Source organism: Kitasatospora sp. NPDC038210 (assembly GCF_055600605.1).
On record NZ_JBVJYK010000004.1, the window covers coordinates 235,739 to 258,548 of the forward strand.

At 71.1% G+C, this 22,810-nt stretch carries 20 protein-coding genes; 11 read left to right on the plus strand and 9 right to left on the minus strand.

The genetic code is table 11. The features are described 5' to 3' along the window. Positions 1–72: 72 nt before the first annotated feature. The 3 genes from ACZ7KX_RS10200 to ACZ7KX_RS10210 all read right to left on the minus strand — a co-directional run bounded on the left by ACZ7KX_RS10200 (position 73) and on the right by ACZ7KX_RS10210 (position 3,504). The gene (locus tag ACZ7KX_RS10200) at positions 73–1,392 is read right to left on the minus strand and encodes an MFS transporter (RefSeq protein WP_470326083.1); all 1,320 of its coding nucleotides are present in this window, start codon (positions 1,390–1,392) and stop codon (positions 73–75) included. Positions 1,393–1,590: 198 nt separating this feature from the next. Beyond that, positions 1,591–2,673, minus strand: coding sequence for an inositol-3-phosphate synthase (locus ACZ7KX_RS10205; protein ID WP_350627479.1), 1,083 nt, complete (start codon positions 2,671–2,673; stop codon positions 1,591–1,593). A 129-nt stretch (positions 2,674–2,802) separates the two neighbouring features. Next, a complete protein-coding gene (locus tag ACZ7KX_RS10210; RefSeq protein WP_350525926.1) occupies positions 2,803–3,504 on the minus strand; it encodes a PadR family transcriptional regulator in 702 nt (233 codons plus the stop codon). Between the two features lie 517 nt (positions 3,505–4,021). On the opposite strand from ACZ7KX_RS10210, the gene ACZ7KX_RS10215 reads away from it, so the two are divergent. Both ACZ7KX_RS10215 and ACZ7KX_RS10220 read left to right on the plus strand, forming a co-directional pair. After that, positions 4,022–6,475 (plus strand): transglycosylase domain-containing protein, encoded by a 2,454-nt coding sequence (locus tag ACZ7KX_RS10215; protein ID WP_470326084.1) that lies wholly within the window; start codon positions 4,022–4,024, stop codon positions 6,473–6,475. A 160-nt stretch (positions 6,476–6,635) separates the two neighbouring features. Continuing rightward, on the plus strand, positions 6,636–8,213 hold the full coding sequence (locus ACZ7KX_RS10220; protein ID WP_470326085.1) for a glycosyltransferase family 87 protein: 1,578 nt from the start codon (positions 6,636–6,638) through the stop codon (positions 8,211–8,213). Between the two features lie 27 nt (positions 8,214–8,240). On the opposite strand, the gene ACZ7KX_RS10225 is transcribed toward ACZ7KX_RS10220, so the two are convergent. The 3 genes from ACZ7KX_RS10225 to ACZ7KX_RS10235 all read right to left on the minus strand — a co-directional run bounded on the left by ACZ7KX_RS10225 (position 8,241) and on the right by ACZ7KX_RS10235 (position 10,889). Beyond that, entirely contained in the window at positions 8,241–9,275 is a 1,035-nt protein-coding gene (locus ACZ7KX_RS10225) for an alanine racemase (protein WP_350525929.1), read from the minus strand. Between the two features lie 13 nt (positions 9,276–9,288). Beyond that, positions 9,289–10,407, minus strand: a complete 1,119-nt coding sequence (locus tag ACZ7KX_RS10230; protein WP_396549833.1) for a lipid II:glycine glycyltransferase FemX — start codon at positions 10,405–10,407, stop codon at positions 9,289–9,291. 182 nt (positions 10,408–10,589) lie between these two features. Continuing rightward, positions 10,590–10,889 carry a hypothetical protein gene (locus ACZ7KX_RS10235; protein WP_350525931.1) on the minus strand — a complete coding sequence of 100 codons (300 nt, stop codon included), beginning with the start codon at positions 10,887–10,889 and terminating at the stop codon, positions 10,590–10,592. Between the two features lie 317 nt (positions 10,890–11,206). Here ACZ7KX_RS10235 and rpsF point away from each other — a divergent pair, with 317 nt between their 5' ends. The 4 genes from rpsF (at position 11,207) to rplI (ending at position 12,973) form a co-directional block, all read left to right on the plus strand. Beyond that, entirely contained in the window at positions 11,207–11,497 is a 291-nt protein-coding gene (gene rpsF, locus ACZ7KX_RS10240; RefSeq protein ID WP_063348486.1) for a 30S ribosomal protein S6, read from the plus strand. 96 nt (positions 11,498–11,593) lie between these two features. Beyond that, a complete protein-coding gene (locus ACZ7KX_RS10245) occupies positions 11,594–12,193 on the plus strand; it encodes a single-stranded DNA-binding protein (protein WP_470326086.1) in 600 nt (199 codons plus the stop codon). 79 nt (positions 12,194–12,272) lie between these two features. After that, positions 12,273–12,509, plus strand: coding sequence for a 30S ribosomal protein S18 (gene rpsR, locus ACZ7KX_RS10250; protein ID WP_030059640.1), 237 nt, complete (start codon positions 12,273–12,275; stop codon positions 12,507–12,509). 17 nt (positions 12,510–12,526) lie between these two features. Next, positions 12,527–12,973, plus strand: coding sequence for a 50S ribosomal protein L9 (rplI, locus tag ACZ7KX_RS10255; protein WP_470326087.1), 447 nt, complete (start codon positions 12,527–12,529; stop codon positions 12,971–12,973). A 118-nt stretch (positions 12,974–13,091) separates the two neighbouring features. On the opposite strand, the gene ACZ7KX_RS10260 is transcribed toward rplI, so the two are convergent. After that, positions 13,092–14,417 carry an MATE family efflux transporter gene (locus ACZ7KX_RS10260; protein ID WP_470326088.1) on the minus strand — a complete coding sequence of 442 codons (1,326 nt, stop codon included), beginning with the start codon at positions 14,415–14,417 and terminating at the stop codon, positions 13,092–13,094. 450 nt (positions 14,418–14,867) lie between these two features. On the opposite strand from ACZ7KX_RS10260, the gene dnaB reads away from it, so the two are divergent. Then, positions 14,868–16,502 (plus strand): replicative DNA helicase, encoded by a 1,635-nt coding sequence (gene dnaB, locus ACZ7KX_RS10265; RefSeq protein WP_396549828.1) that lies wholly within the window; start codon positions 14,868–14,870, stop codon positions 16,500–16,502. Positions 16,503–16,564: 62 nt separating this feature from the next. Further along, the gene (locus ACZ7KX_RS10270; RefSeq protein ID WP_470326089.1) at positions 16,565–18,022 is read left to right on the plus strand and encodes an acyltransferase family protein; all 1,458 of its coding nucleotides are present in this window, start codon (positions 16,565–16,567) and stop codon (positions 18,020–18,022) included. A gap of 67 nt (positions 18,023–18,089) precedes the next feature. On the opposite strand, the gene manA is transcribed toward ACZ7KX_RS10270, so the two are convergent. Further along, positions 18,090–19,289, minus strand: a complete 1,200-nt coding sequence (gene manA / locus ACZ7KX_RS10275; RefSeq protein WP_470326090.1) for a mannose-6-phosphate isomerase, class I — start codon at positions 19,287–19,289, stop codon at positions 18,090–18,092. Between the two features lie 329 nt (positions 19,290–19,618). Between manA and ACZ7KX_RS10280 the strand changes: the two genes are divergently transcribed. Further along, positions 19,619–20,383 carry a polyprenol monophosphomannose synthase gene (locus ACZ7KX_RS10280; protein ID WP_470326091.1) on the plus strand — a complete coding sequence of 255 codons (765 nt, stop codon included), beginning with the start codon at positions 19,619–19,621 and terminating at the stop codon, positions 20,381–20,383. Positions 20,384–20,575: 192 nt separating this feature from the next. Here ACZ7KX_RS10280 and ACZ7KX_RS10285 read toward each other — a convergent pair whose 3' ends face one another. After that, positions 20,576–20,986 (minus strand): winged helix-turn-helix transcriptional regulator, encoded by a 411-nt coding sequence (locus ACZ7KX_RS10285; protein WP_470326092.1) that lies wholly within the window; start codon positions 20,984–20,986, stop codon positions 20,576–20,578. Positions 20,987–21,092: 106 nt separating this feature from the next. Here ACZ7KX_RS10285 and ACZ7KX_RS10290 point away from each other — a divergent pair, with 106 nt between their 5' ends. Then, positions 21,093–21,740, plus strand: a complete 648-nt coding sequence (locus ACZ7KX_RS10290; RefSeq protein ID WP_470326093.1) for an FMN-dependent NADH-azoreductase — start codon at positions 21,093–21,095, stop codon at positions 21,738–21,740. 115 nt (positions 21,741–21,855) lie between these two features. Further along, complete coding sequence (locus ACZ7KX_RS10295) at positions 21,856–22,797, plus strand: MBL fold metallo-hydrolase (protein WP_470326094.1); 942 nt, start codon at positions 21,856–21,858, stop codon at positions 22,795–22,797. The last annotated feature ends 13 nt before the right edge of the window (positions 22,798–22,810 follow it).

The following is a 22,810-nucleotide window of genomic DNA, read 5'->3' on the forward strand; positions in this document are numbered from 1 at the left end:
ACAGGTCTGACACCTTAGCGACTCGGTCGGACGCCATCCGTCCCGAGCCCCGGGGGATCCCGTGGGAGCAGGTCAGGCGAGCGGCCGGCGGCGGGCGGCGCGCAGGTAGACGACCGCCGTGACGGCGTACACCGCGGCGACCCCGACGACCACCGTGACGGAGCGGCCGGACATCGGCAGCACCAGCGCGGTGACCACGGCGGCGGCCACGAAGGCGACGTTGAACAGCACGTCGTAGATGGCGAAGACCCGCCCGCGGTACTCGTCCTCGACCGTCTCCTGCACCACGGTGTCGGCGCAGATCTTGGTGCCCTGGGTGACCACCCCGAGCAGCAGGGCGGCGATCAGGCACGGCACCAGCGTGAAGCTCAGGCCGAGCGCGGGGACGAAGACCACCGGGGCGACCAGGCAGGCCGTCATCCAGCCGGTCAGGCCGAGCTTCCGGGTGCACCAGGGACTGATCACGGCGGCGACGAAGAAGCCGGCGGCGGAGAGGGCGACCGCCTGGCCGAGGGTGACCAGGCCGGCCGCGGGGTCGGCCGGGTCGTTGAAGGTGTACCGGGCGAGTATCACCACGACCACGATCAGCACGCCGTAGCAGAACCTGGCCGCGGTGACGGCGGCCAGCGCGTGCACGGCGGGCCGGCAGTCCCGCACCAGGTGGCGCACCGCGGCGCCGAGGTCGACGGCGGCCCGGACCAGCGCCTGGCCGAGCGCCGGGCGGTCGGCGTGCTGCTCCGGTCCGAGCAGGTCGCGGTCCATCCGGCGGGCGGCCAGCGCGGCCGACAGGTAGAGCAGCGAGGCGACCGTGACCAGTGCGGCGTCCGCCTTCGGGCCGGGGGTCATCACCTGGTGCAGCAGGAAGCCGATGCCCCCGCCCGAGGCGGCGGCGACCGTCCCCAGGGTGGGGGAGAGCGCGTTGGCGGTGACCAGGTGGTCCTGCTCCACCACCCGGGGCAGGGCGGCGGAGAGGCCGGCCAGGATGAACCGGTTGAGCGCGGTGACCAGCAGGGCGGAGGCGATGAACAGCCAGTTCGGCACCCCGGCCAGGAGCAGCGCGCCGGTGCCCAGGCCCAGCCCGAAGCGGGCCAGGTTGCCGAAGTACAGCACCTGGCGGCGGCGCCAGCGGTCCAGCAGCACCCCGGCGAACGGGCCGACCACCGAGAACGGCAGCAGCATCCCGGCGAGCACCGTGGCGATGTCGGCGGGGGAGGACTGCTTCTCGGGTGAGAAGACCACGTAGGCGGCGAGCGAGACCTGGAAGACGCCGTCCGAGAGCTGGGAGAGCACCCGGGCGGTCAGCAGCCGCCGGAAGTCGCGGCCCCGGAGCAGGTCCAGGAGCGTGGCGCGGTGCGCGGGCTGGTGGGTGCTGCCGTTCTCGGTGATCGCCACCCGCCCAGGGTGCCATGGAACCGGTGGCTGTTTCACGTGAAACATTGGCCGGGAAAAGGTGAAGGGCCCACGATCCGGTGATCGTGGGCCCTTCCGAGGAGCTATCGAGCGGTCAGCTGCTCAGCGCTCGGTGCTCGACGGTCGCGAACCTCGCTGCGCTCAGCGCTCGGTGCCCGACAGTCGCGAACCTCGCTGCGCTCAGCGCTCGACCTCGCCGCGGATGAACTTCTCGACGTTCTCCTTGGCCTCGTCGTCGAAGTACTGGACCGGCGGGGACTTCATGAAGTACGAGGAGGCCGACAGGATCGGGCCACCGATGCCGCGGTCCTTGGCGATCTTCGCGGCGCGCACCGCGTCGATGATGACACCGGCGGAGTTCGGGGAGTCCCAGACCTCCAGCTTGTACTCCAGGTTCAGCGGGACGTCGCCGAACGCACGACCCTCCAGGCGGACGTAGGCCCACTTGCGGTCGTCCAGCCAGGCCACGTAGTCCGAGGGACCGATGTGGACGTTCTTGGCGCCCAGCTCGCGGTCGCGGATCTGCGAGGTGACGGCCTGGGTCTTGGAGATCTTCTTGGACTCCAGGCGCTCGCGCTCCAGCATGTTCTTGAAGTCCATGTTGCCGCCGACGTTCAGCTGCATGGTGCGCTCAAGGATGACACCGCGGTCCTCGAACAGCTTGGCCATCACGCGGTGCGTGATGGTGGCGCCGACCTGGGACTTGATGTCGTCACCGACGATCGGCACGCCGGCCTCGGTGAACTTGTCCGCCCACTCCTTGGTGCCCGCGATGAACACCGGCAGGGCGTTCACGAAGGCGACCTTGGCGTCGATGGCGCACTGGGCGTAGAACTTGGCGGCCTTCTCGGAGCCGACCGGCAGGTAGCAGACCAGGACGTCGACCTGCTGGTCCTTGAGGACCTGGACGACGTCGACCGGGGCCTCGTCGGACTCCTCGATGGTCTCCAGGTAGTACTTGCCCAGGCCGTCGAGGGTGTGGCCGCGCTGGACGGTGACGCCGGTCGGCGGCACGTCGCAGATCTTGATGGTGTTGTTCTCGCTGTTGCCGATGGCGTCGGCCAGGTCGAAGCCCACCTTCTTGGCGTCGACGTCGAAGGCGGCGACGAACTCCACGTCACGGACGTGGTAGTCACCGAACTGGACGTGCATCAGCCCGGGGACCTTGCCGGCCGGGTCGGCGTCCTTGTAGTACTCGACACCCTGCACCAGCGAGGCGGCGCAGTTGCCCACGCCGACGATGGCTACGCGAACCGAACCCATTTCCGGTTGCTCCCTGTGATCTCATGAGGACCGCCGGGACCGGCGGAACTCGTCCTGCTTCTTCGATGACTGCTTGTAAGGGCGCGCGAGGCGCCCACTCCTGCCGCGCGGCACAGGGCTGGCGCGGTGTCAGCGCTCCTGGGCGGAGCGCCCCGGGCGGTCGTACGGTGGCCCGGACGGGTCCGAGGACCCGGTCTCCTGGCCACGGCCGTCCGAAGTCTTGTGGGGTACGGCGGAGGGGTCGCCGCCGGTGGCGGGACCGGTCCGGCCGGTGCGGTTGGACCGCTCGGTCTCGATCAGCTCGTTGAGCCAGCGGACCTCGCGCTCCACCGACTCCAGTCCGTGCCGCTGGAGTTCGACGGTGTAGTCGTCGAACCGCTCGCGGGCACGGGCGAGCGAGTTGCGCATCCGCTCCAGGCGCTCCTCCAGCCGGCTGCGGCGCCCCTCCAGGACGCGCATCCGGACGGCCCGGTCGGTCTGGCCGAAGAACGCGAAGTGGACGCCGAAGTGCTCGTCCTCCCAGGCGTCCGGGCCGGAGTCGGCGAGCAGCTCCTCGAAGCGCTGCTTCCCCTCGGCGGAGAGCCGGTAGACGATCTTGGACCGCTTGCCGTTGAGGGCGGTGGCCGGGACGTACTCGACGTCCGGGTTGTCCTCGACCAGGAAACCCTGGGCGACCAGGCTCTTCAGACAGGGGTAGAGCGTTCCGTAGGAGAGTGCCCGGAACGTGCCGAGCAGGATGTTGAGCCGCTTGCGCAGCTCGTAGCCGTGCATCGGAGCGTCGTGGAGCAGGCCGAGAACGGCGAACTCCAGCACTCCTGAGCGCCTGCCCACTGCCGTGGTCCTCCTCCCTCTCGGCCCTCGTCCGGCCGCTGCATCCGGCGGTATTCCGCTTCGATGTATCGGCTCGATATATCGAGAACAGTAAACCCGACCCCCGGAACGGGCAAGGGGGGCACGCGTGAATGTGATCACAAGCCGACGCGCAGGTGAGCTTGGCAACGGGCGTGTAATGATCTGTCGCCGTTTTGCGGTTATTGGCGACTGATGCCCGATTAGTTGTATTTCCGTGCTGCGTACGCTGTCGCGTGTGCACGAGGACCACCTCCGGGAGTCAGGGCGGTTTTGCGGGCATCGGACGTGAACCCTGCCTTCAGGCTGGAGACGCCTGGCGAGGAGTGGCTGGAAGATGAGCGAACGACGGCGAAGGACGCCCGACCCGGGCGGTGACGGGCAGCAGCCCCCGGGAGGCGGCGGCCGTCGGGGAGGGCCGACGCCCGACGAGTTGACCTCGGACGGGATCGGCCGCCGGCGTCCGTCGGGCGTCCGGGAGACGGCTCAGCAACCCCGGATGACCCGTGCGGAGATGCGCAAGGCGGGACAGAAGAAGGGCAAGGGGAGCGGCAAGCAGGGCGCCGCCGCGGCTTCCGCCGCGGCCGCGGCGTCCGGCAAGAAGCGCTTCATCGACTACCCGCGGTTCGGCAAGACCGGCGTCCGGCGCTGGCTGCCGTCCTGGAAGCAGCTGCTGAGCGGCTTCCTGCTGGTCTTCGCGTGCTTCGTGGGCGTGGTGTTCTACCTGTACCAGACCACCCAGATCCCCGACATGAACAAGCTGGTGCAGGGCCAGAACACGATCTACTACTGGGCGGACAACACGGAGATGGCCCGCAAGGGCCAGACCAACCGCCAGATCGTCCCGCTCAAGGACATCAGCCCCCACCTGCAGGACGCCGTCATCGCCGCGGAGAACCAGGACTTCCGCACTGACCACGGCATCGACCCCAAGGGCATGCTCCGCGCCGTCTACAACATGGCGAAGGGGGGTGAGACCCAGGGCGCCTCGACCATCACCCAGCAGTACGTCAAGAACGCCTACCTGAGCCAGGAGCAGACCCTCAGCCGCAAGGTGAAGGAGTTCTTCATCACGCTGAAGGTCGACCAGAAGCAGAGCAAGGAGGAGGTCCTCACCGGCTACCTGAACACCAGCTGGTTCGGCCGCGGCGCGAACGGTGCCCAGGCCGCCGCCCAGGCGTACTACGGGGTGGACGCCAAGGACCTCGACGCCTGCCAGAGCGCCATGCTGGCGGGGCTGCTGAAGGGTGCGGCGTACTACGACCCCACCAACCCGGCAAACAAGGAACGGGCCCAGGGCCGGTGGTCCTGGATCCTCGACAACATGGTGAAGACCAAGGCCCTCACCCCCGAGGAGCGGGCCAAGTGCACCACGTTCCCGACCCCGATCCCGCTGAAGCCCAGTTCCAACCTGAACGGTGAGATCAGCTACCTGGTCGACACCGCCAACAAGTACGTGATGAACACCGACAAGAACATCACGCAGCAGGTGCTGGACAAGGGCGGCCTGAAGATCTACACGACCTTCGAGAAGGACAAGGTCGACGCCCTGAAGAAGGCCGTCGACGACGTCAAGGCCGAGAACCTCGACCCGCAGAAGCGCCCGGACAACGACACCAACATCCAGTTCGGCTCCGCCAGCATCCGCCCCGGCGACGGTGCGATCGTCGCCCTCTACGGCGGCGACGGCGTGGAGAACGGGCACTTCGACAACAACGCCGACGCCACCGGCGTCCAGGTCGGCTCGACCTTCAAGCCGTTCGTGCTGGCCACCGCCATGCAGGTCGGCGTGCAGACCGCGAAGGGTGACGACGGCAAGCCGAAGCGCATCAACGCCGACAGCCGCTACCTGGCCGACGACCTCTCCGAGATCCGCAAGCCGGACGGCTCGCTGGTGATCGGGGACGACGGCAAGACGTACCACCAGAAGAACGAGGACTCCAGCAAGCACGGCTACGTCTCGCTGCGGCAGGCCATGCAGTACTCGTACAACGTGCCCTTCGTCCAGCTCAACCAGGACGTCGGCGGCCAGAACGTGGCCGACATCGCGGTGCAGATGGGCATCCGGAAGGACAGCCTCGCCGACCCGAAGACCGCGACCTTCCCGCTCGGCACCTCCACCATCAGCCCGATCCGGATGGCCACCGCCTACGGCACCCTGGCGGCCAGCGGCAAGGAAGCCGAGCCGTACTCGGTCACCAAGGTCGAGTGGGACGGCGTGGCGCGCACGGGCTTCGCCAAGAAGGAGACCAAGGTCGCGCTGGAGCCCGCGGTCGCCGACAACGTCACCGACGTGCTGGTGAACGTGGCGGCGAAGGGCACCGGTACCAAGACCCTCGCGCTGGGCCGCCCGGTGGCGGGCAAGACCGGTACCACCGACGAGAACAAGTCGGCCTGGTGGGTCGGCTACACCCCGCAGCTGGTGACCAGCGTCGCGATGTGGCGAGAGGACCCGGCCGCGCACCAGCGGCAGTCCCTCAACGGCACCGGCGGCAAGGCGTCGATCCACGGTGGTGACATCCCGACGGACGTCTTCACCCGCTACATGAAGGTCGCGCTGGCCAACGAGAAGAAGCTGGACTTCCCGAACCCGCAGCCGATCGGCTCCGAGGTCGACTCCTCCGGAGCGCCGTCCACGGCCACGGCCGTGCCGACGCCGACCACGGCCGACACCCCGTCGGCCACGGCGCCGACGCAGCAGCCGACGCAGCCCGCCCAGCCGCAGCCGCCGCAGCCCACCCCGACCTGCGTGCCGGGCGTGGACTGCCCCGGCGACCAGCCGAGCCCGACGAAGACCAAGCCCCCGCACCCGACCAGCACGTGCATCCCGTTCATCAACTGCCCGACGACGCCGTCGCCCACGGACACCACGACGCCGGGTGGCGGTGGCAAGCCGACCGGTGGCAAGCCGACGTCGACCGCCACCGGCGGCCCGCCGGCCGTGGGGGGCTAGCAGCCCGCGGCGAGCATCGGTGACGGCGGTGGCGGTCCTCCTCGGAGGGCCGCCACCGCCGTTTTCGTCACGGTTCGCGGACCCGCCGGCCCGCGGAGCTCCGCAGACCGTTGCGGGGTCCTCCTCGTCCCGGCCGGGATGGTGCGGCAGGATGTCCGGCATGACGTCGAGCGATCGTGACGAAACCGCCGGCCCGGTCGGGTCCGGCGGTCTCGCAGGGCCCACCCCGGAAGCCGTCGCCGCGGCCGCGCCGCCGGCCAACACCGTGGTCGTCCCGGCCGACGAGGACCCGGTGGCGGCGGCCGGCAGCGAGGTGATCGGCGGGCCGCCCGGACGCCGGGCGCTGCTCGGGGTCTCCTGGTGGATCCCGGCGCGCTTCCTGGCGCTCGCGGTGATCGTGGTCTCGGTGCTCGGCATGGTGCAGAAGCTGCCCTGCTACGAGCAGGCCTGGTTCCAGCCGGGCTCGCCGCAGTACATCCACGCCTGCTACAGCGACATCCCGCACCTGTTCTCCGGGCGCGGCTTCGCGGCCGGCCTGCACCCGTACGTGGACCGCATCCCGGGCTCCACGGGGGACCTGCAGTACCTGGAGTACCCGGTGCTGACCGGCCTGTTCATGCAGGTCGCGGCCTGGCTGACGCCCGGCGGGGGCGACCAGCAGAGCCAGGAGCAGTGGTTCTGGGCGATCAACGCCGGGCTGCTGATGGCCTGCGCGGTGGTCGCGGTCGTGGCGCTCACCCGCATCCACCGCCGCCGCCCCTGGGACGCGCTGCTGTTCGCGCTCGCGCCCACCCTGCTGCTCAACGGCACCGTCAACTGGGACCTGCTCGCGGTCGCGCTCGCCGCCGTGGCGATGGCCTGGTGGGCCGGCTCCCGGCCGGGCTGGGCCGGCGTCTTCATCGGTCTGGCCACCGCCGCCAAGCTCTACCCGCTGCTGCTGGTCGGCCCGCTGCTGGTGCTCTGCTGGCGGGCCGGCAAGTGGCGCGAGTTCCGGGTGATGCTCGGCGGCGCGGTGGGCGCCTGGCTGCTGGTCAACCTGCCGATCATGCTCGCCAACTGGCAGGGCTGGTCGACGTTCTACGTGTTCAGCAAGCACCGCGGCGAGGACTACGGCTCGTTCTGGCTGATCCTGATGCAGGTCCGCGGCGTCGGCCTGGCCGACCTCGACCTCTACATCGGCGTGCTGATGGTGCTGGGCTGCCTGGCCATAGCGTGGCTCGGCCTCTCGGCCCCGCGCCGCCCGCGCTTCGCGCAGCTGGCCTTCCTGGTCGTCGCGCTGTTCGTGCTGGTCAACAAGGTGTACTCGCCGCAGTACGCGCTCTGGCTGCTGCCGCTCGCGGTGCTGGCCCGGCCGCGCTGGCGGGACTTCCTGATCTGGCAGGCCTGCGAGGTGCTCTACACCCTGGGCATCTGGTCCCACCTGGGCTTCGTCACCGGGCCCAAGCAGCACGGGATCGGCGAGGCCTGGTACCACTTCGCGATCGGGCTGCACCTGATCGGCACGCTCTACCTGGTCGGCCTGGTGGTCCGCGACGCCCTGCACCCGGAGCACGACCCGGTCCGCTGGGACGGCAGCGACGACCCCTCCGGCGGGGTGCTCGACCACGCCCCGGACGTGGTCGTGCTGGGCACCGCCCGACGGCTGCGCGAGGAGGAGAGCTACGCCGCGTACGCGCCGGCCGGCCCCGGGCAGTGGCTGAGCGAGCCCGAACTGTCGGAGCCGGCCGAGAAGCCGTGACCCGTCACGCGTGACGGGTCCGGAGGTCTAGCGGTCCACCACGCGGTCGAAGTGCGTGGTGGTGTGGCGGACCTGGAGACCGAGCTCCTCGCCGATCGCGGGGGGCTTGGTCTCGCCGTCCAGGAACAGCAGCGAGACCTGCATGTGCGGGGGCTCGGCGAACCAGAGCTGCTTGCCGGCCCAGTGGAACGGCGACTTGGTCTTGTTGACCGTCGCCAGGCCGGCCCGGGCGATGCCCTTGGCCCGCGAGGCCATGCTCGCCACGTACTTGGGCGCCTCCAGACCGATGCCGTGCGCGGTGCCGCCCGCGACCACCAGGAGGTGGCCGTCGGCGGGCGCCGGGTGCTGGCGGTAGCCGTAGCGGTCGCCCTTCTTGACCGGGGTGACGTCCAGGACGGTGGCCCGGACCTCCAGCGCGGCGTGGTCGCCCAGCCAGAGCCGGGTGCCGATCCGGGCCCGGAAGACGGTCTCCGGGTAGCGCTGGGCCAGCTGCTCCATGCCGGCCGCGCCGAGGTGGCTGACGAACACGGTGTGCACCGGGATGCCGGCCGCCCGGGCGGTGTCCACCCAGTACGCGACCTCCTCGACCGGGTTGGAGCCGTCCGGCCGGTCCATCGGCAGGTGCAGCGCCAGGCCCTCGAAGGAGACGCCGCCCAGCTCGGCGGCGACGGTCTGCAGGTCGGCGGCGCTCACGCCGTGGCGGCGCATGGTGGTCATGCACTCCAGCACCACCCGGGTGCCGTGCAGCGTCCGCAGCGCGTCCACGCTCGCCACCGTGCGGATCACCCGGGCGTGCGGCAGCGGGAGGACCTCCTCGCCGACCCGGTACGGGGTGAGCACCAGCAGCTCGCCGCCGTACCACTCGGCGGCGTCGGCCGCCTCGTACGCGGTACCGACGGCGAGCACACCGGTGCCCAGCCGTGTCGCCTCCTCGGCCAGCCGGTGGTTGCCCAGGCCGTAGCCGTTTCCCTTGGCGACCGGCACCAGGCCGGGGAACTCGGCGAGGACGGAGCGCTGGTGGGTGCGCCAGCGTTCGGTGTCGAGGTAGAGCGACAGCGTCATCGGGTCAGCCTCCTCAGCGGCGGGACATGTAGAGGTCGAGGGCCTTGTGCAGCAGCTTGTTGAGCGGGAAGTCCCACTCGCCGAGGTACTCGGCCGCCTGGCCGCCGGTGCCGACCTTGAACTGGATCAGTCCGAACAGGTGGTCGTTCTCGTCCAGGGTGTCACTGATGCCGCGCAGGTCGTACACCCCGCCGCCGAGGGCGTAGGAGTCGCGCATCATCCGCCACTGGATGGCGTTGGACGGCTTGACCTCGCGCTTGTGGTTGGCCGAGGCGCCGTAGGAGTACCAGACGTGCTCGCCGACCACGAGCATCGTGGTGGCGGCCAGCGGCTCGCCCTCGTGGTAGGCGATGTAGAGGCGCATGCGGTTCGGGTCCTCGGCGGTGAGGGCCTTCCACATCCGCTGGAAGTACGACAGCGGGCGCGGGGTGAACTTGTCGCGCTCGGCGGTGACCAGGTAGAGCTGGTGGAAGATCGGCAGCTCGTCGTAGCCGCCCTGGAACACCTCGACGCCGCTCTTCTCGGCCTTCTTGATGTTGCGGCGCCACAGCTGGTTGAAGTTCTTGTGGATGTCGTCCAGCGAGCGGTTGGCCAGCGGCACCTGGAAGACGTAGCGGGGCTGGACGTCGCCGAAGCCGGCGCCGCCGTCCTCGCCCTGCAGCCAGCCGGCCTTGCGCAGCCGGTCGGCCACCTCGAAGGCGCGCGGCTCGTACCAGTCGGCCTCGACGTCGCGCAGCCGCTTGGCCTGCTTGGCGGCGATGGCCTCCTTGATGGTGGGGGCGTTCCAGCGGCGGATGACCACCGGCGGGCCCATCTTCACCGAGAACGCGCCCTGCGACTTCAGGTGCGCCAGCATCGGCGAGAGCCAGCGGTCGAGGTCGCGGTCGAACCAGTCGATGACCGGGCCCTCGGGCAGGTAGGCGAGGTAGCGCTTGAGCTTCGGCAGCTGGCGGTAGAGGACCAGGCCGGCGCCGACGAGCTGGTCGGCGTCGTCGAACCAGCCGATCGACTCGGACCGCCACTCGGCCTTCACGTCACCCCACGACGGCACCTGCATGTGGCTGGCCGAGGCGCGGCTCCTGATGAAGGCGAGGTGCTCCTCGCGGGTGATCGTCCTCAGGCGCAGGCTCATTGCTCGGTGCTCCTCGTCGGTCGGGCTGCATTGGGCCCCGGGTTCTCGGGCTGACCTTATCGTCCGGGGCCCGGGCGCCCGTCGCTGCGGGCACGACGGCGCCCCCGTCGCGTACCTGTCTTCTTCCAGATACGCGGCGGGGGCGTCAGGGGTTCCGGCGGGGCCGGCCCGGAGGGCCCGGATCAGCCCCAGAGGCCGCCGCGGGCGATGCCGAGGTAGAAGCCCACCGCGGAGGCGCCGAGCGAGACCATCAGGACGAAGCGCTCGGCGGTGGTGACCGAGACGAACACGCCCCAGAACCCCGTGACGATCCCGGCCAGGCCGGTCCACGACGTCAGCAGGTGCAGGTTGTAGAAGAACGAGGTGGTGAAGGCGATCACGCCGAAGACGGCGGTCAGTGCCACCAGGGTGTTCTCGCGGGGGTGCGGGTGGCCGTCGGTGTTCAGCGTGAGCGCGGGCATGTGGTGGACGGACTGGGCCATGAGTCCCACCTCCAGGCGTGGAGACGAACGGGCAGGAATCCCGTTCCGTCCAGACTGCGGTGGTTGCGCCGCTCTCACAACCCCTGTGCGTTTTGTTCGGCCGTACGGGTGCGGGTAGGCTGTGCCGTCTGCACTGGTGTAGTTGTGCCCCCTTGCGCCCTCTTCCGGGCGACACCCCTCCGGGGTGGGCGGGGCCGACTGTCGGACCCGCCCGCTACGGTGGGCCGGAGTCGTCACCGCACCGGTGCCGACGCTACGCACAACCCTCCTGCCACGGAGAGACCGTGGCCGCTGAGTCCAAAGGAGGTGGGTTACCCATGCGTCACTACGAGGTGATGGTCATCCTCGACCCCTCGGTCGAGGAGCGCGCTGTCTCCCCCCTGATCGAGAACTTCCTCACCGTCGTCCGCAACGCGGGCGGCAAGGTGGAGAAGGTCGACACCTGGGGTCGTCGCCGTCTGGCTTACGAGATCAACAAGCAGTCCGAGGGCATCTACTCGGTCATCGACCTCAAGGCCACGCCTGAGGTCGTCAAGGAGCTCGACCGCCAGATGGGCCTGAGCGAGTCGGTTCTGCGGACCAAGGTCCTGCGCCCGGACACCCACTGAGCCACCTCTGAGGCCTTCGGGTCTCGGGTAGCTCGCGTCCGCTGTTTCACGTGAAACAGCGGTGAACGGACATCTTCCCGAGAGGTCATCACCACCATGGCAGGCGAGACCGTCATCACCCTCGTCGGCAATCTCGTCGACGACCCCGAGCTGCGCTTCACCCCGTCGGGTGCGGCGGTCGCGAAGTTCCGCATCGCGTCCACCCCCCGCACCTTCGACCGTCAGACGAACGAGTGGAAGGACGGCGAGAGCCTCTTCCTCACGTGCAACGTCTGGCGGCAGCCGGCGGAGAACGTGGCCGAGTCGCTGCAGCGCGGCATGCGCGTCATCGTGCAGGGCCGACTGCGCCAGCGGTCTTACGAGACCAAGGAAGGCGAGAAGCGGACGGTCTTCGAGGTCGAGGTCGACGAGGTCGGCCCGAGCCTGCGCTCGGCGACCGCCAAGGTCACCCGGGCCAACCGGTCCGGCGGCCCCGGTGGCGGCTTCGGCGGCCAGCAGGGCGGCGGCCAGGGCGGTGGCAACTGGGGCGGCGGTGGCGGCCAGCAGGGCGGCAACTGGGGTGGAAACTCCGGCGGCCAGTCCGGCCCCTCCGACGACCCGTGGGCTTCCAGCGCCCCGTCCGGTGGCAACCAGGGCGGCGGCTGGGGTGCCCCGTCCGGTGGTGGCGGCGGCTACTCGGAAGAGCCCCCGTTCTAAGAGCTGACAGATTTCGTGCGGCCCGGCCGCCGGTGTCCCCGGACGCCCGCCGGGCCGTGAACCCCAAATGGAGCACACAATGGCGAAGCCGCCTGCTCGCAAGCCGAAGAAGAAGGTTTGCGTCTTCTGCAAGGACAAGGTCAACTACGTTGACTACAAGGACACGAACCTGCTGCGGAAGTACATCTCCGACCGCGGCAAGATCCGTGCCCGCCGGGTCACCGGCAACTGCACCCAGCACCAGCGTGACGTCGCCACGGCCGTGAAGAACAGCCGTGAGATGGCGCTGCTGCCCTACACCAGCACCGCGCGCTAAGAGAGGGTGACCGAGTAATGAAGATCATCCTCACGCACGAGGTGCCGGGTCTCGGCTCCGCCGGCGAGGTCGTCGAGGTCAAGGACGGCTACGCCCGCAACTACCTGGTCCCGCGCGGCTACGCCATCCGCTGGACCAAGGGTGGTCAGAAGGACGTCGACGCCATCCGTCGCGCCCGCAAGATCCACGAGATCCAGACCCTTGAGGCCGCCAACGAGGTCAAGGGTCAGCTGGAGGGCGTCCAGGTCAAGCTGGCCGTCCGCTCGGGTGACGCCGGCCGTCTGTTCGGCTCGGTGACCCAGGCCGACGTCGTCGAGGCCATCAAGGCCGCCGGCGGCCCGGCTGTGGACAAGCGCGCCGTCGCGATCGGCTCGCCGATCAAGACCGTGGGCACCCACAAGGTCTCGGTCAAGCTGCACTCCGACGTCCAGGCCAACCTGGACATCGCGGTCGTCGCTGCCTGAGTTCCGTAGCAGTGGCTTGAGGGCCGGACTCCTTCGGGAGTCCGGCCCTCGGTCGTTCCCGGGGACGGGTGCCGCCGCCGCTGCGGGGGCGGGGTGCCGCTCCGGGGGGGCGGGCACGCTACCCGCGGACGGCTCCGGTGACCAGCCACTCGCCGCCGCGGGCGCGCCAGACCAGGAAGCCCGCGCGGACCAGCATGAACAGGTTCATCGCCCACCAGAGCCCGGCCAGCCCGGCGCCGGTGGCGGGGACGGCGACGGCCGCCGGGGCGAACACCGCGAGCGTCGCGAGCGCCGCCCGGGCCAGGTACGGACCGTCCCCGGCGCCCATCAGCACCCCGTCCAGCACGAAGACCAGGCCGGATACCGGCTGGCTGAGCGCGAGCAGCAGCAGGGCGGTGTCCAGCTGCGCCTGCACGGCCGGATCGGGCGTGAACAGCGGGACGTAGAGCGGGCGGGCGGCCACCACCAGCAGGCCGAGCACCACGCCGGAGCCGACGCCCCACTCGACCATCCGCCGGGTCGCGGCCCTGGCACCCGGGACGTCCGAGCCGCCGAGGCAGCGGCCGATGATGGCCTGGCCGGCGATCGCGATGGCGTCGAGCGCGAAGGCCAGGAAGCTGAACAGCGTCATGGTGATCTGGTGCGCGGCCACCTGGTCGTCGCCCAGCCGGGCGGCCACCGCGGTGGCGATCATCAGCACCGCGCGCAGGCTGATCGTCCGGACCAGCAGCGGGCCGCCCGCCTTCGCACAGGCCCGGATGCCCGTCGGGTCCGGCCGCAGCGAGGCCCGCTCGCGCCGTGCGCCGCGGACCACCACGACCAGGTAGACGGCGGCCATCCCGGTCTGCGCGAGCACGGTGCCCCAGGCCGAGCCGGCCACCCCCAGCCCGGCGCCGTAGACCAGGCCGGCGTTCAGGCCGATGTTGGCGGTGAAGCCCGCGACGGCCACCAGCAGCGGCGTACGGGTGTCCTGCAGGCCGCGCAGCACGCCGGTGGCGGCCAGCACCATGAGCATCGCCGGGATGCCCAGGGAGCTGATCCGCAGGTACGTCACCGCGTAGGGCGCCGCGGTCGGCGAGGCGCCCAGCACGTCGGCGACCCAGGGGGCCACCAGCAGGGTCAGCAGCACCACCGGTACGGCCAGCCCCAGGGCGAGCCAGATGCCGTCGACGCCCTGCTGCACGGCGCCCCGGCGGTCCCCGGCGCCGATCCGGCGGGCGACCGCCGCGGTGGTGGCGTAGGCGAGGAAGACGAACACGCCGGTCGCGGTGGTGAGCGCGGCGGAGGCCACGCCGACCCCGGCCAGCTGGGCGGTGCCGAGGTGGCCGACGATCGCCGAGTCGGCCATCAGGAAGAGCGGCTCGGCGACCAGTGCGCCGAAGGCCGGGACGGCCAGGGAGAGGATCTCCCGGTCGTGGCGGCGTCTGGAGGGCGTGGCGGTCATGGCGTCCAGGCTACTCATCCACAGGTAACGACTGCCAGGGGTATTAGGGCATTACTCGATATCTTGACCGGGGCCGTTCGACCACTCTGTGCCCACAGCCATTCGGAGGTGTGTGAAGAATTTCTCATGCACAGGCCCGGGAAGAGGTAATCCCAGGTCAGCAAGTTGACGGTGGATCGATGGTCCGGTTATCCACAGGGGCGTCCACAGGGGTGTCCACAGCTTTGCGGCAGTTCTCCACAGGTCGGGGCCGCTCATCCACACCCCCTGTGGATAACCGCCTTGGCGCAAGGGCGTCCGGCGCTTTAGCGTGGGCCCTCCGCCCGACACTCGCACCGCCCCGGCGTCCGATTTGTCGGAGCCGTGGCGTACAAAGAGGAGCGGATCCGCTTCACCCAGCCACCGGCAAGCCCGCTCCAACTCGCACCACTCGCTGATCGGGGAACACGCGTGACCGGCCCCCAGTACGACGACCACGACGCCCCGCCGCCGGAGGAGGACTGGCAGACCGCCGAGGACCCCTTCCCGGCCGGTGCCTTCGACGACGCACCCTTCCCGGACGGCCCCGGCGACCGCCTCCCGGTCTCCCGCGGCCGCGGCGGCCAGGGCGGCGGCCGCGACGGCTTCCAGAAGGACGGCTTCCAGAAGGGCGGCTTCCAGGGCGGCAAGGGCGGCCGGAACGGCTCCTCGCGCGAGGGCGGACAGCGGGACGGCGGCTGGCAGCGCCGGGGCGAGGGCGACGGCGAGGGCGGGGTGGACGGCTTCGAGCGCGTCCCCCCGCAGGACCTCGCCGCCGAGCAGTCCGTCCTCGGCGGCATGCTGCTCTCCAAGGACGCCATCGCCGACGTGGTCGAGGTGCTCAAGCCCGCCGACTACTACCGGCCCGCGCACGAGATGATCCATGGCGCGATCCTCGACCTCTACGCCCGCGGCGAGCCGGCCGACCCGATCACCGTGGCCGGCGAGCTGACCAAGCGCGGCGAGCTGCAGCGGGTCGGCGGCGCCTCGTACCTGCACACCCTGGTCAACTCCGTTCCGACGGCGGCCAACGCCGAGTACTACGCCCAGATCGTCGCCGAGCGCGGGGTGCTGCGCCGACTGGTCGAGGCCGGCACCCGGATCGCGGGCATGGGCTACGCGGCCGAGGGCGACGTGGACGAGATCGTCAACTCCGCCCAGGCGGAGATCTACGCCGTCACCGAGCAGCGCACCAACGAGGACTACGCGCCGCTGGCCGACATCATGGAGGGCGCCCTCGACGAGATCGAGGCGATCGGCTCCCGCAACGGCCAGATGTCCGGCGTGCCGACCGGCTTCGCCGACTTCGACGCGCTCACCAACGGCCTGCACCCCGGCCAGATGATCGTCATCGCGGCCCGCCCCGCCATGGGTAAGTCCACCCTGGCGCTGGACTTCGCGCGTGCCTGCTCGATCCACAACAAGCTGCCGAGCGTGATCTTCTCGCTCGAAATGGGGCGCAACGAGATCGCCATGCGTCTGCTCTCCGCCGAGGCCCGCGTCGCGCTGCACCACATGCGCTCCGGGAACATGACGGACGACGACTGGACGCGGGTCGCCCGCCGGATGCCCGACGTCAGCGAGGCCCCGCTGTTCATCGACGACTCGCCGAACCTGTCGATGATGGAGATCCGCGCGAAGTGCCGCCGGCTCAAGCAGCGCAACGACATCAAGCTGATCGTCATCGACTACCTCCAGCTGATGCAGTCCGGCGGCTCCCGCCGGGCCGAGAACCGCCAGCAGGAGGTCTCGGACATGTCCCGTAACCTCAAGCTGCTGGCCAAGGAGCTGGAAGTCCCCGTCATCGCGCTCTCCCAGCTGAACCGTGGCCCCGAGCAGCGCACCGACAAGCGGCCGATGGTCTCCGACCTGCGTGAATCGGGCTCGATCGAGCAGGACGCCGACATGGTCATCCTGCTGCACCGCGAGGACGCCTACGAGAAGGAGTCCCCGCGCGCGGGCGAGGCCGACCTGATCGTCGCCAAGCACCGTAACGGTCCGACCGCGACCATCACGGTGGCCTTCCAGGGCCACTACTCGCGCTTCGTCGACATGACCCGGGACTGATCCGGGACCGGGCTGACCAGGGGCCGGCCGGGGCCGGCCCCGGATGGGCTAGTGTCCGGCGGATGACGATCAAGGGGCCACCGGTCCGACGGGGGCTGCGACCGGTCGGGCGGCGTGAGCGCGCCGCCGCACCGGGGAGTCGGCTCGGGTGGCTGGACGCGCTGCGCGGGATCGCCGCGCTGGCCGTGACGGCCCACCACTTCGACATCCTGAAGCTGGTCCCGCACGGCGGCACCGTCGCGGCCCACTTCGACCTCGGCTTCTACGGGGTCATGGCGTTCTTCGTCGTCAGCGGGTACATCATCCCGGCCTCCCTGGAGCGGCGCGGTGACGTCCGGGCCTTCTGGATCGGCCGGGTCTTCCGGATCCACCCGGCGCTGATCGTCACCGTGCTCTTCGCCGAGCTGGTGCTGCCGCACGCGTACCAGGTCCTCACCTTCGACGGCTACCGGCACGACCTGCTCTGGCTGGCGGGCAACGGCCTGATGCTGACGGACGTGCTGGGCGTGGTGAACGGGCTCGGCATCATGTGGACCCTGACGTACGAGATGCTCTTCTACTTCTTCGTCAGCAGCCTCTTCACGTTCGGCCTGCACCGGCGCAGCGCACCGATCGCGGTCGGGGCGGCGGCGATCGCCCTCGCGCTGGGCGTCCTGATCCCGTCCTACGGCCTGCAGACCAGCCTCGACGCGATCAGGAACCTCGTGGTCGCCGCCGTGGTCATCGTGGTCACGGGAGTGTTCTGCATGCTCAGCGGCCGTGCTTCCCTGGCCCGGACCGGCGGTCTGCTGCTGGGCGGGTTCGGCCTGCTGCTGGTGTTCACCAACGGCCGGACGCCGGCCTACGAGACCTTCACCATCTTCGCGACGATGTTCGCGGGCACGGTGGTCCACCGCGCGCAGCACGGACAGGTCGAGCGGATCGAGGCCTGGCTGACGGTCGGTTTCGTGGTGGTGGCGGGCGCCCTCGTGGGCCCGATGTACAACCGGGGCGCGATGGCGGACGCGACCTCGACCTTCAGCTGGTCGGCGTGGACGTTCGCCTACCTGGCGGCGTGGGCGTCGTTCGGCGTGTTCTTCCTGCTGCGCAACCGGCGGTTGGCCCGCCCGCTGGTCCGGCTGGGGGCGGTGAGCTACTCGGTCTACCTGCTGCACTGGCCGGTCAAGAGGTTCCTGCTGTGGCGGCTCGGCTGGGACGGCACCCGCTACCCGGAGAAGCTGGCCGCGATGCCGTTCATGGAACGGTGGTCGTGGGTGCTGGGGTACTTCGCGGTGCTGCTGGCGGTCTGCTGGGCGGTGTACCGGCTGGTGGAGCTGCCGTTCCAGAACCTGGGCCGCAGGCTGACGACGGCGGCGAACCGGCGGTGGCCGCCGCAGGTGCCGGAGGGGCCGGCACCGGTCGCGGCGGTGGCCGCCGTCCCGGCGCAGGCCCCGGGCCCCGCGGCGGAGCCCGAGCCGGCGCTGGTGGCGGCGGGCCCGGACGGTGACGGATCGGGCGGCCCGGGGAAGCCGGGCGACTGAGCGGGGCCGGGCAGCAGGAACCCTCCCGCTGCCCGGCCCCGGTCGGTGGCGCGTCGGTGTCCGCCGGTCAGATGGTCACCGTGGCGCGGAAGACGGTGCCGGCCGTGCTGGAGAGGCGGGTCGGGGTGCCGGTCGCGGGGAGGAAGGCGGAGCCGCCGCGGGCGAGCTCCAGGACAGTGCCGTCGGCGGCGGTGAGCCGGACACCGCCCTCGGTGCAGAGCAGGATCTGCGGGGTGCGGCCGTCGATCGTGCGCTCGACGCCGTCCAGCGCGAACCGGGAGAGCCGGAACTCGTCGATCGGGACGGGGTAGAGCTCCTCGCCCGGGGTGTCCCCGACCGGGACGGGGGCCACCACCTCGGGGGCGCCGCTCTCGAAGACCACGACCTTCAGCAGCTCCGGCACGTCGATGTGCTTCGGGGTGAGGCCGGCCCGCAGCACGTTGTCGGAGTTGGCCTGCAGCTCGACGCAGACGCCGGACAGGTAGGCGTGCGGCACCCCGGCGCCCAGGTAGAGCGCCTCGCCGGCCCGCAGCCGGACGTGGTTGAGCAGCATGCCGGCGATCAGGCCGCGGTCGTCCGGGAAGTCCTTGGCGATCCGGGCGTACGGGGCGTAGTACCAGTCCGGGTCCCCGGTGTCGTACTCCGCCAGCGTCTCGGCGGTCTCCCGGACGGTCTTCGCGGCCGTCTCGTCGTCCATGGTGAGGATGGCGGCCAGGGTGCCGCGCAGCGCCTCGGCCTCGTCCTCGACGCCCAGCAGGTCGATCAGCGGCTCCAGGCCGTTCACCGAGAGCCGGGCCATCAGCTCGGCCGCCTCGGCGGTCCCGCGGAAGCCGCACAGGCCCTCGAAGTCGCCCAGTGCGCAGACCATTTCGGGCTTGTGGTTGGCGTCGCGGTAGCTGCGCTCGGGGGCGTCCAGCGGGATGCCGAGGGCGTTCTCGGCGGCGAAGCCGGCGCGGGCCTGGTCGAGCGTGGGGTGCGCCTGGATCGACAGCGGGGTGCCCGCGGCGAGGACCTTGAAGAGGAACGGCAGGGTCGGGCCGAACCTGGCGACGCTCGCGGCGCCCAGCTCGCCCTCGGGATCGGCCGCGATCAGCTCGTCCAGCCGGCGCGGGCCGTCCCCCCGGTCGGCGCGGGACGGGTCTCCGGGGTGGGCGCCCATCCACAGCTCGGCCTGCGGCTCGCCGGTCGGCTGCTGCCCGAGCAGTTCGGGCAGGGCCGTGAGCGACCCCCAGGCGTACGGGCGGACGGTGTTGACGAGCCTGTCCATGCGCGCGGTCCTACTCCTTCACGGTCTGTGCGGGCGTGCCGGATCGCCGGGGGCGAGCCCGGCGGTGCGGGCGGTCCGGGCACGGGCAAGGGCATCGACCCTAGCCGAACGGTGTCACCCACGGGGAAACGGTGGGCGTCCGGTGGGAGTGCCATGGGCGGACCGGTGGTTCCCGGGCGCGGTAGTAGGATGCCAGCACGCAGTAGTCTCCGCCCTGCGCGCAGTTCTCCACCGTGACCACCCCGTCGGAGGGCAGCCGGTGGAGCCGCGTTCCAGCGTGCGGGCGACGGTGCTGTGAGATTCCCCGCCATCGGCCGAGAGGTTTGTACGTGACCGTGAACCAGCAGAGTTTTGCTGATCTCGGCAGGGTCCTGGTGATCATCCCGACCTACAACGAGGCGGAGAACGTCGAGCGGATCGTCGGCCGGGTCCGTGCCGCGGTGCCCGAGGCGCACGTGCTGGTCGCCGACGACAACAGCCCCGACGGCACCGGCGAGCTGGCCGACAAGCTGTCCGCCGAGGACGCCAACGTGCACGTCATGCACCGCAAGGGCAAGGAGGGCCTGGGCGCCGCCTACCTGGCCGGCTTCCGCTGGGGCATCGACAACGGCTACGACGTCCTGGTCGAGATGGACGCGGACGGCTCGCACCAGCCCGAGGAGCTGGACCGGCTGCTGGGCGCGCTGCGCGGCGCCGACCTGGTGCTGGGCTCCCGCTGGGTGCCGGGCGGCCGGGTGGTGAACTGGCCGAAGTCGCGGCTGCTGCTCTCGCGCGGCGGCTCGACCTACTCCCGGCTGATGCTGGGCGTGCCGATCAAGGACGTCACCGGCGGCTACCGGGCCTTCCGCAAGGAGACCCTGCTGGGCCTGGGCATGGACGAGGTCGCCTCGGCAGGGTACTGCTTCCAGGTCGACCTGGCCTGGCGCACGGTGAAGGCCGGGTTCAAGGTCGCCGAGGTGCCGATCACCTTCGTCGAGCGCGAGCTGGGCGCGTCCAAGATGAGCCGCAACATCGTGGTCGAGGCGCTGTGGCGGGTGACCTCCTGGGGTCTCTCCGACCGGCTGGCCCGGCTGCGCGGCGCACGGAAGCGCTGAACGACCGGCGCGGGAAGCGCCGATGACAACGGATCCACGTAAGTGAGGGGCCCGTCCGCTGGTGACAGCGGGCGGGCCCTTCCGCATGTCCGGGCCCTTCCGCATGTCCGGGCGCGGGCGTCGCCGAGTGCGCGGGCGCATGCGAGCGCGGGGGGAGGGCGCGGCGCGGTGGCGCCGGCGGGCCCTCCGGGGTCAGCAGCCGCCGTTCTTGAGGGCGCTCTCCGGCAGGTAGCGGTCGGCCCAGACGGCCAGTTCGTTCAGCGCGGGCTTGAGCGCGATGCCGCCCTCGGTGAGCCGGTAGCTGACCCGCAGCGGCGGGCCGGCGTCGACCTCGCGGACCACCAGCCCGGCTTCGGCCAGCTCCGTCAGCCGGTCGGAGAGCATCCGCTCGCTGATGCCCGGGACGGCGCGGCGCAGCTCGGAGAAGTAGGCCTGGCCGCTGTTGTTGAGCACGCCCAGGAGCATGCCGGTCCAGCGCTTGCCGAGCAGGGTGAACACCCGGCCGAGGGCCAGGTCGACGTTCTGGCAGGCGCCCCGGGCGCCGGTGTCGCACGCGTCGAGGGCGGTCGGGGCTCCGTCGGTCACTACCTCGTGCTGGGCCATGGATCCAGGGTACTCGACCGGCACTAGTGACTGCAGAAAAGTAAGCTGCTACCTTACTTACAGCTGCAGCGAAATCAGCAGCTACTTATTCTCTGGAGGCCCTGCCATGCCCACGCTCCTGCACATCGACTCCTCCGCGATCACCGAGGGCTCCGTCTCCCGCGAGGTCACCGCCGCGTTCCGGGCCGCCTGGGAGGCCGAGCACCCCGAGGGCACGGTGATCTACCGGGACCTCGCCACCGCCCCCGTCCCGCACCTGGACGCGCACGGCATCACCGCCGGATTCGCCCCGGCCGAGACCCACAGCGCCGAGCAGGCCGCCGCCTTCGCGCTGCGCGAGGAGCTGATGGCGGAGCTGGAGGGGGCCGACGCCGTCCTGATCGGCAGCCCGATGTACAACTTCACGATCCCGTCGACCCTCAAGGCCTGGCTGGACCAGGTGGTCCTGATGGGCCGCACCGCCGGCGAGGCGCCCTCCGCCAAGGGCACCCCGGTCACCGTGGTCGCCTCCCGCGGCGGCTCGTACGCGCCCGGCGCCCCGCGCGAGCCGTTCGAGTTCGTCACCACCTACCTGGAGAAGGTCCTGGCCGACGGGCTCGGGCTGGAGGTCGACTTCATCGTCCCGGAGTTCACCATGGCGCCGGTCGTCCCGGCGTTGGCCGAGTTCATCCCGAACGCCGCCGAGTCCAAGGCCCGGGCCCTGGAGCAGGCCGCCCTGCGGGGCAAGGAACTCGCCGCCCGGGCCGCGGTGTGACCGTGACGTGAGCCGGAGGCGTGCCCCGCCGGGCGCGCCTCCCGCGCATTCGGGCACCGGTACTCCCATGCTGTAGGGCGCAGGAAGACCGTCCGCCGACAGAGGGAGCAAACCCGTGACGTCGTCCCCGCCCGAGGAGAGCGCCGGCGCGGAGCGTGCGGGCGCCTCACCCGCCGCGCCCCCGGAGGCCGAGCGCTCCGCCCGGCCGCTGGAGGTCGCCGTCTTCACCGGGCCCGAGTCGGCCTTCTTCGCCACCTCCACCCTGATCCTCGGCGAGCGGACCGCGATCCTGGTCGACGCCCAGCTCACCCGCAGCGCCGGGCGGGAACTGGCCGAGTGGGTCGCGGGCAAGGGCCGCCGGCTGCTCGCCATCGTCGTCACCCACCGGCACCCCGACCACTACTTCGGCGCCGAGGAGGTGCTGAAGCTCTTCCCCGACGCGCAACTGCTGGCCGCGCCCGCGGTGGTCGAGGGCATCCGGACCACCGCCGCCGCCAAGGTCGCGCAGTGGAAGCCGGTGTACGGCGACGACATCCCCGACCACCCGCTGATCCCCGCCCCGCTGCTGCCGCAGCCGCTCATGCTGGACCGCCAGGTGATCCCCGTCCTGCTGCTCGGCCAGGGCGACTGCGGGGACTCCACCGTCGTCCACGTGCCGAGCATCCGGACCGTGATCGCCGGGGACTTCGTCTACAACGGCACCCACGTCTGGACCGCCGACACCACCCCGGCCCAGCGCACCACCTGGGGGCACAACCTCGGCCGGATCGCCGACCTCGGCGCGGACCGGGTGATCGCCGGGCACCGCGCCCCCGACCAGGGCGACGACGCGGCCCGGGTGCTCGCCTTCACCGGCGAGTACCTGAAGGACTTCGACCGCCGGCTGGCCGAGCACCCGCACGACCCGGAGGCACTGGTGACCGCGATGAACCGGCGGTACGGAGAACTGACGCTGCCGGCCATCCTGGAACTGGGCGCGGCGGCCAACACCGCCCGGGCGGCGGAGGAGGACGGGATCATCGACGCGGAGATCGTCGAGGACGACCAGGACGAGTAGGTCCCGCCGCGGC

What these genes read in the sequence shown, in the direction of transcription:
- ACZ7KX_RS10205 (WP_350627479.1), bottom strand. Translation starts at nt 2,673, where the DNA reads ATGGGTTCGGTTCGCGTAGCCATCGTCGGCGTGGGCAACTGCGCCGCC.
- ACZ7KX_RS10215 (WP_470326084.1), top strand. Translation starts at nt 4,022, where the DNA reads ATGACCCGTGCGGAGATGCGCAAGGCGGGACAGAAGAAGGGCAAGGGG.
- ACZ7KX_RS10220 (WP_470326085.1), top strand. Translation starts at nt 6,636, where the DNA reads ATGACGTCGAGCGATCGTGACGAAACCGCCGGCCCGGTCGGGTCCGGC.
- ACZ7KX_RS10225 (WP_350525929.1), bottom strand. Translation starts at nt 9,275, where the DNA reads ATGACGCTGTCGCTCTACCTCGACACCGAACGCTGGCGCACCCACCAG.
- ACZ7KX_RS10230 (WP_396549833.1), bottom strand. Translation starts at nt 10,407, where the DNA reads ATGAGCCTGCGCCTGAGGACGATCACCCGCGAGGAGCACCTCGCCTTC.
- ACZ7KX_RS10235 (WP_350525931.1), bottom strand. Translation starts at nt 10,889, where the DNA reads ATGGCCCAGTCCGTCCACCACATGCCCGCGCTCACGCTGAACACCGAC.
- rpsF (WP_063348486.1), top strand. Translation starts at nt 11,207, where the DNA reads ATGCGTCACTACGAGGTGATGGTCATCCTCGACCCCTCGGTCGAGGAG.
- ACZ7KX_RS10245 (WP_470326086.1), top strand. Translation starts at nt 11,594, where the DNA reads ATGGCAGGCGAGACCGTCATCACCCTCGTCGGCAATCTCGTCGACGAC.
- rpsR (WP_030059640.1), top strand. Translation starts at nt 12,273, where the DNA reads ATGGCGAAGCCGCCTGCTCGCAAGCCGAAGAAGAAGGTTTGCGTCTTC.
- rplI (WP_470326087.1), top strand. Translation starts at nt 12,527, where the DNA reads ATGAAGATCATCCTCACGCACGAGGTGCCGGGTCTCGGCTCCGCCGGC.
- ACZ7KX_RS10260 (WP_470326088.1), bottom strand. Translation starts at nt 14,417, where the DNA reads ATGACCGCCACGCCCTCCAGACGCCGCCACGACCGGGAGATCCTCTCC.
- ACZ7KX_RS10270 (WP_470326089.1), top strand. Translation starts at nt 16,565, where the DNA reads ATGACGATCAAGGGGCCACCGGTCCGACGGGGGCTGCGACCGGTCGGG.
- manA (WP_470326090.1), bottom strand. Translation starts at nt 19,289, where the DNA reads ATGGACAGGCTCGTCAACACCGTCCGCCCGTACGCCTGGGGGTCGCTC.
- ACZ7KX_RS10285 (WP_470326092.1), bottom strand. Translation starts at nt 20,986, where the DNA reads ATGGCCCAGCACGAGGTAGTGACCGACGGAGCCCCGACCGCCCTCGAC.
- ACZ7KX_RS10290 (WP_470326093.1), top strand. Translation starts at nt 21,093, where the DNA reads ATGCCCACGCTCCTGCACATCGACTCCTCCGCGATCACCGAGGGCTCC.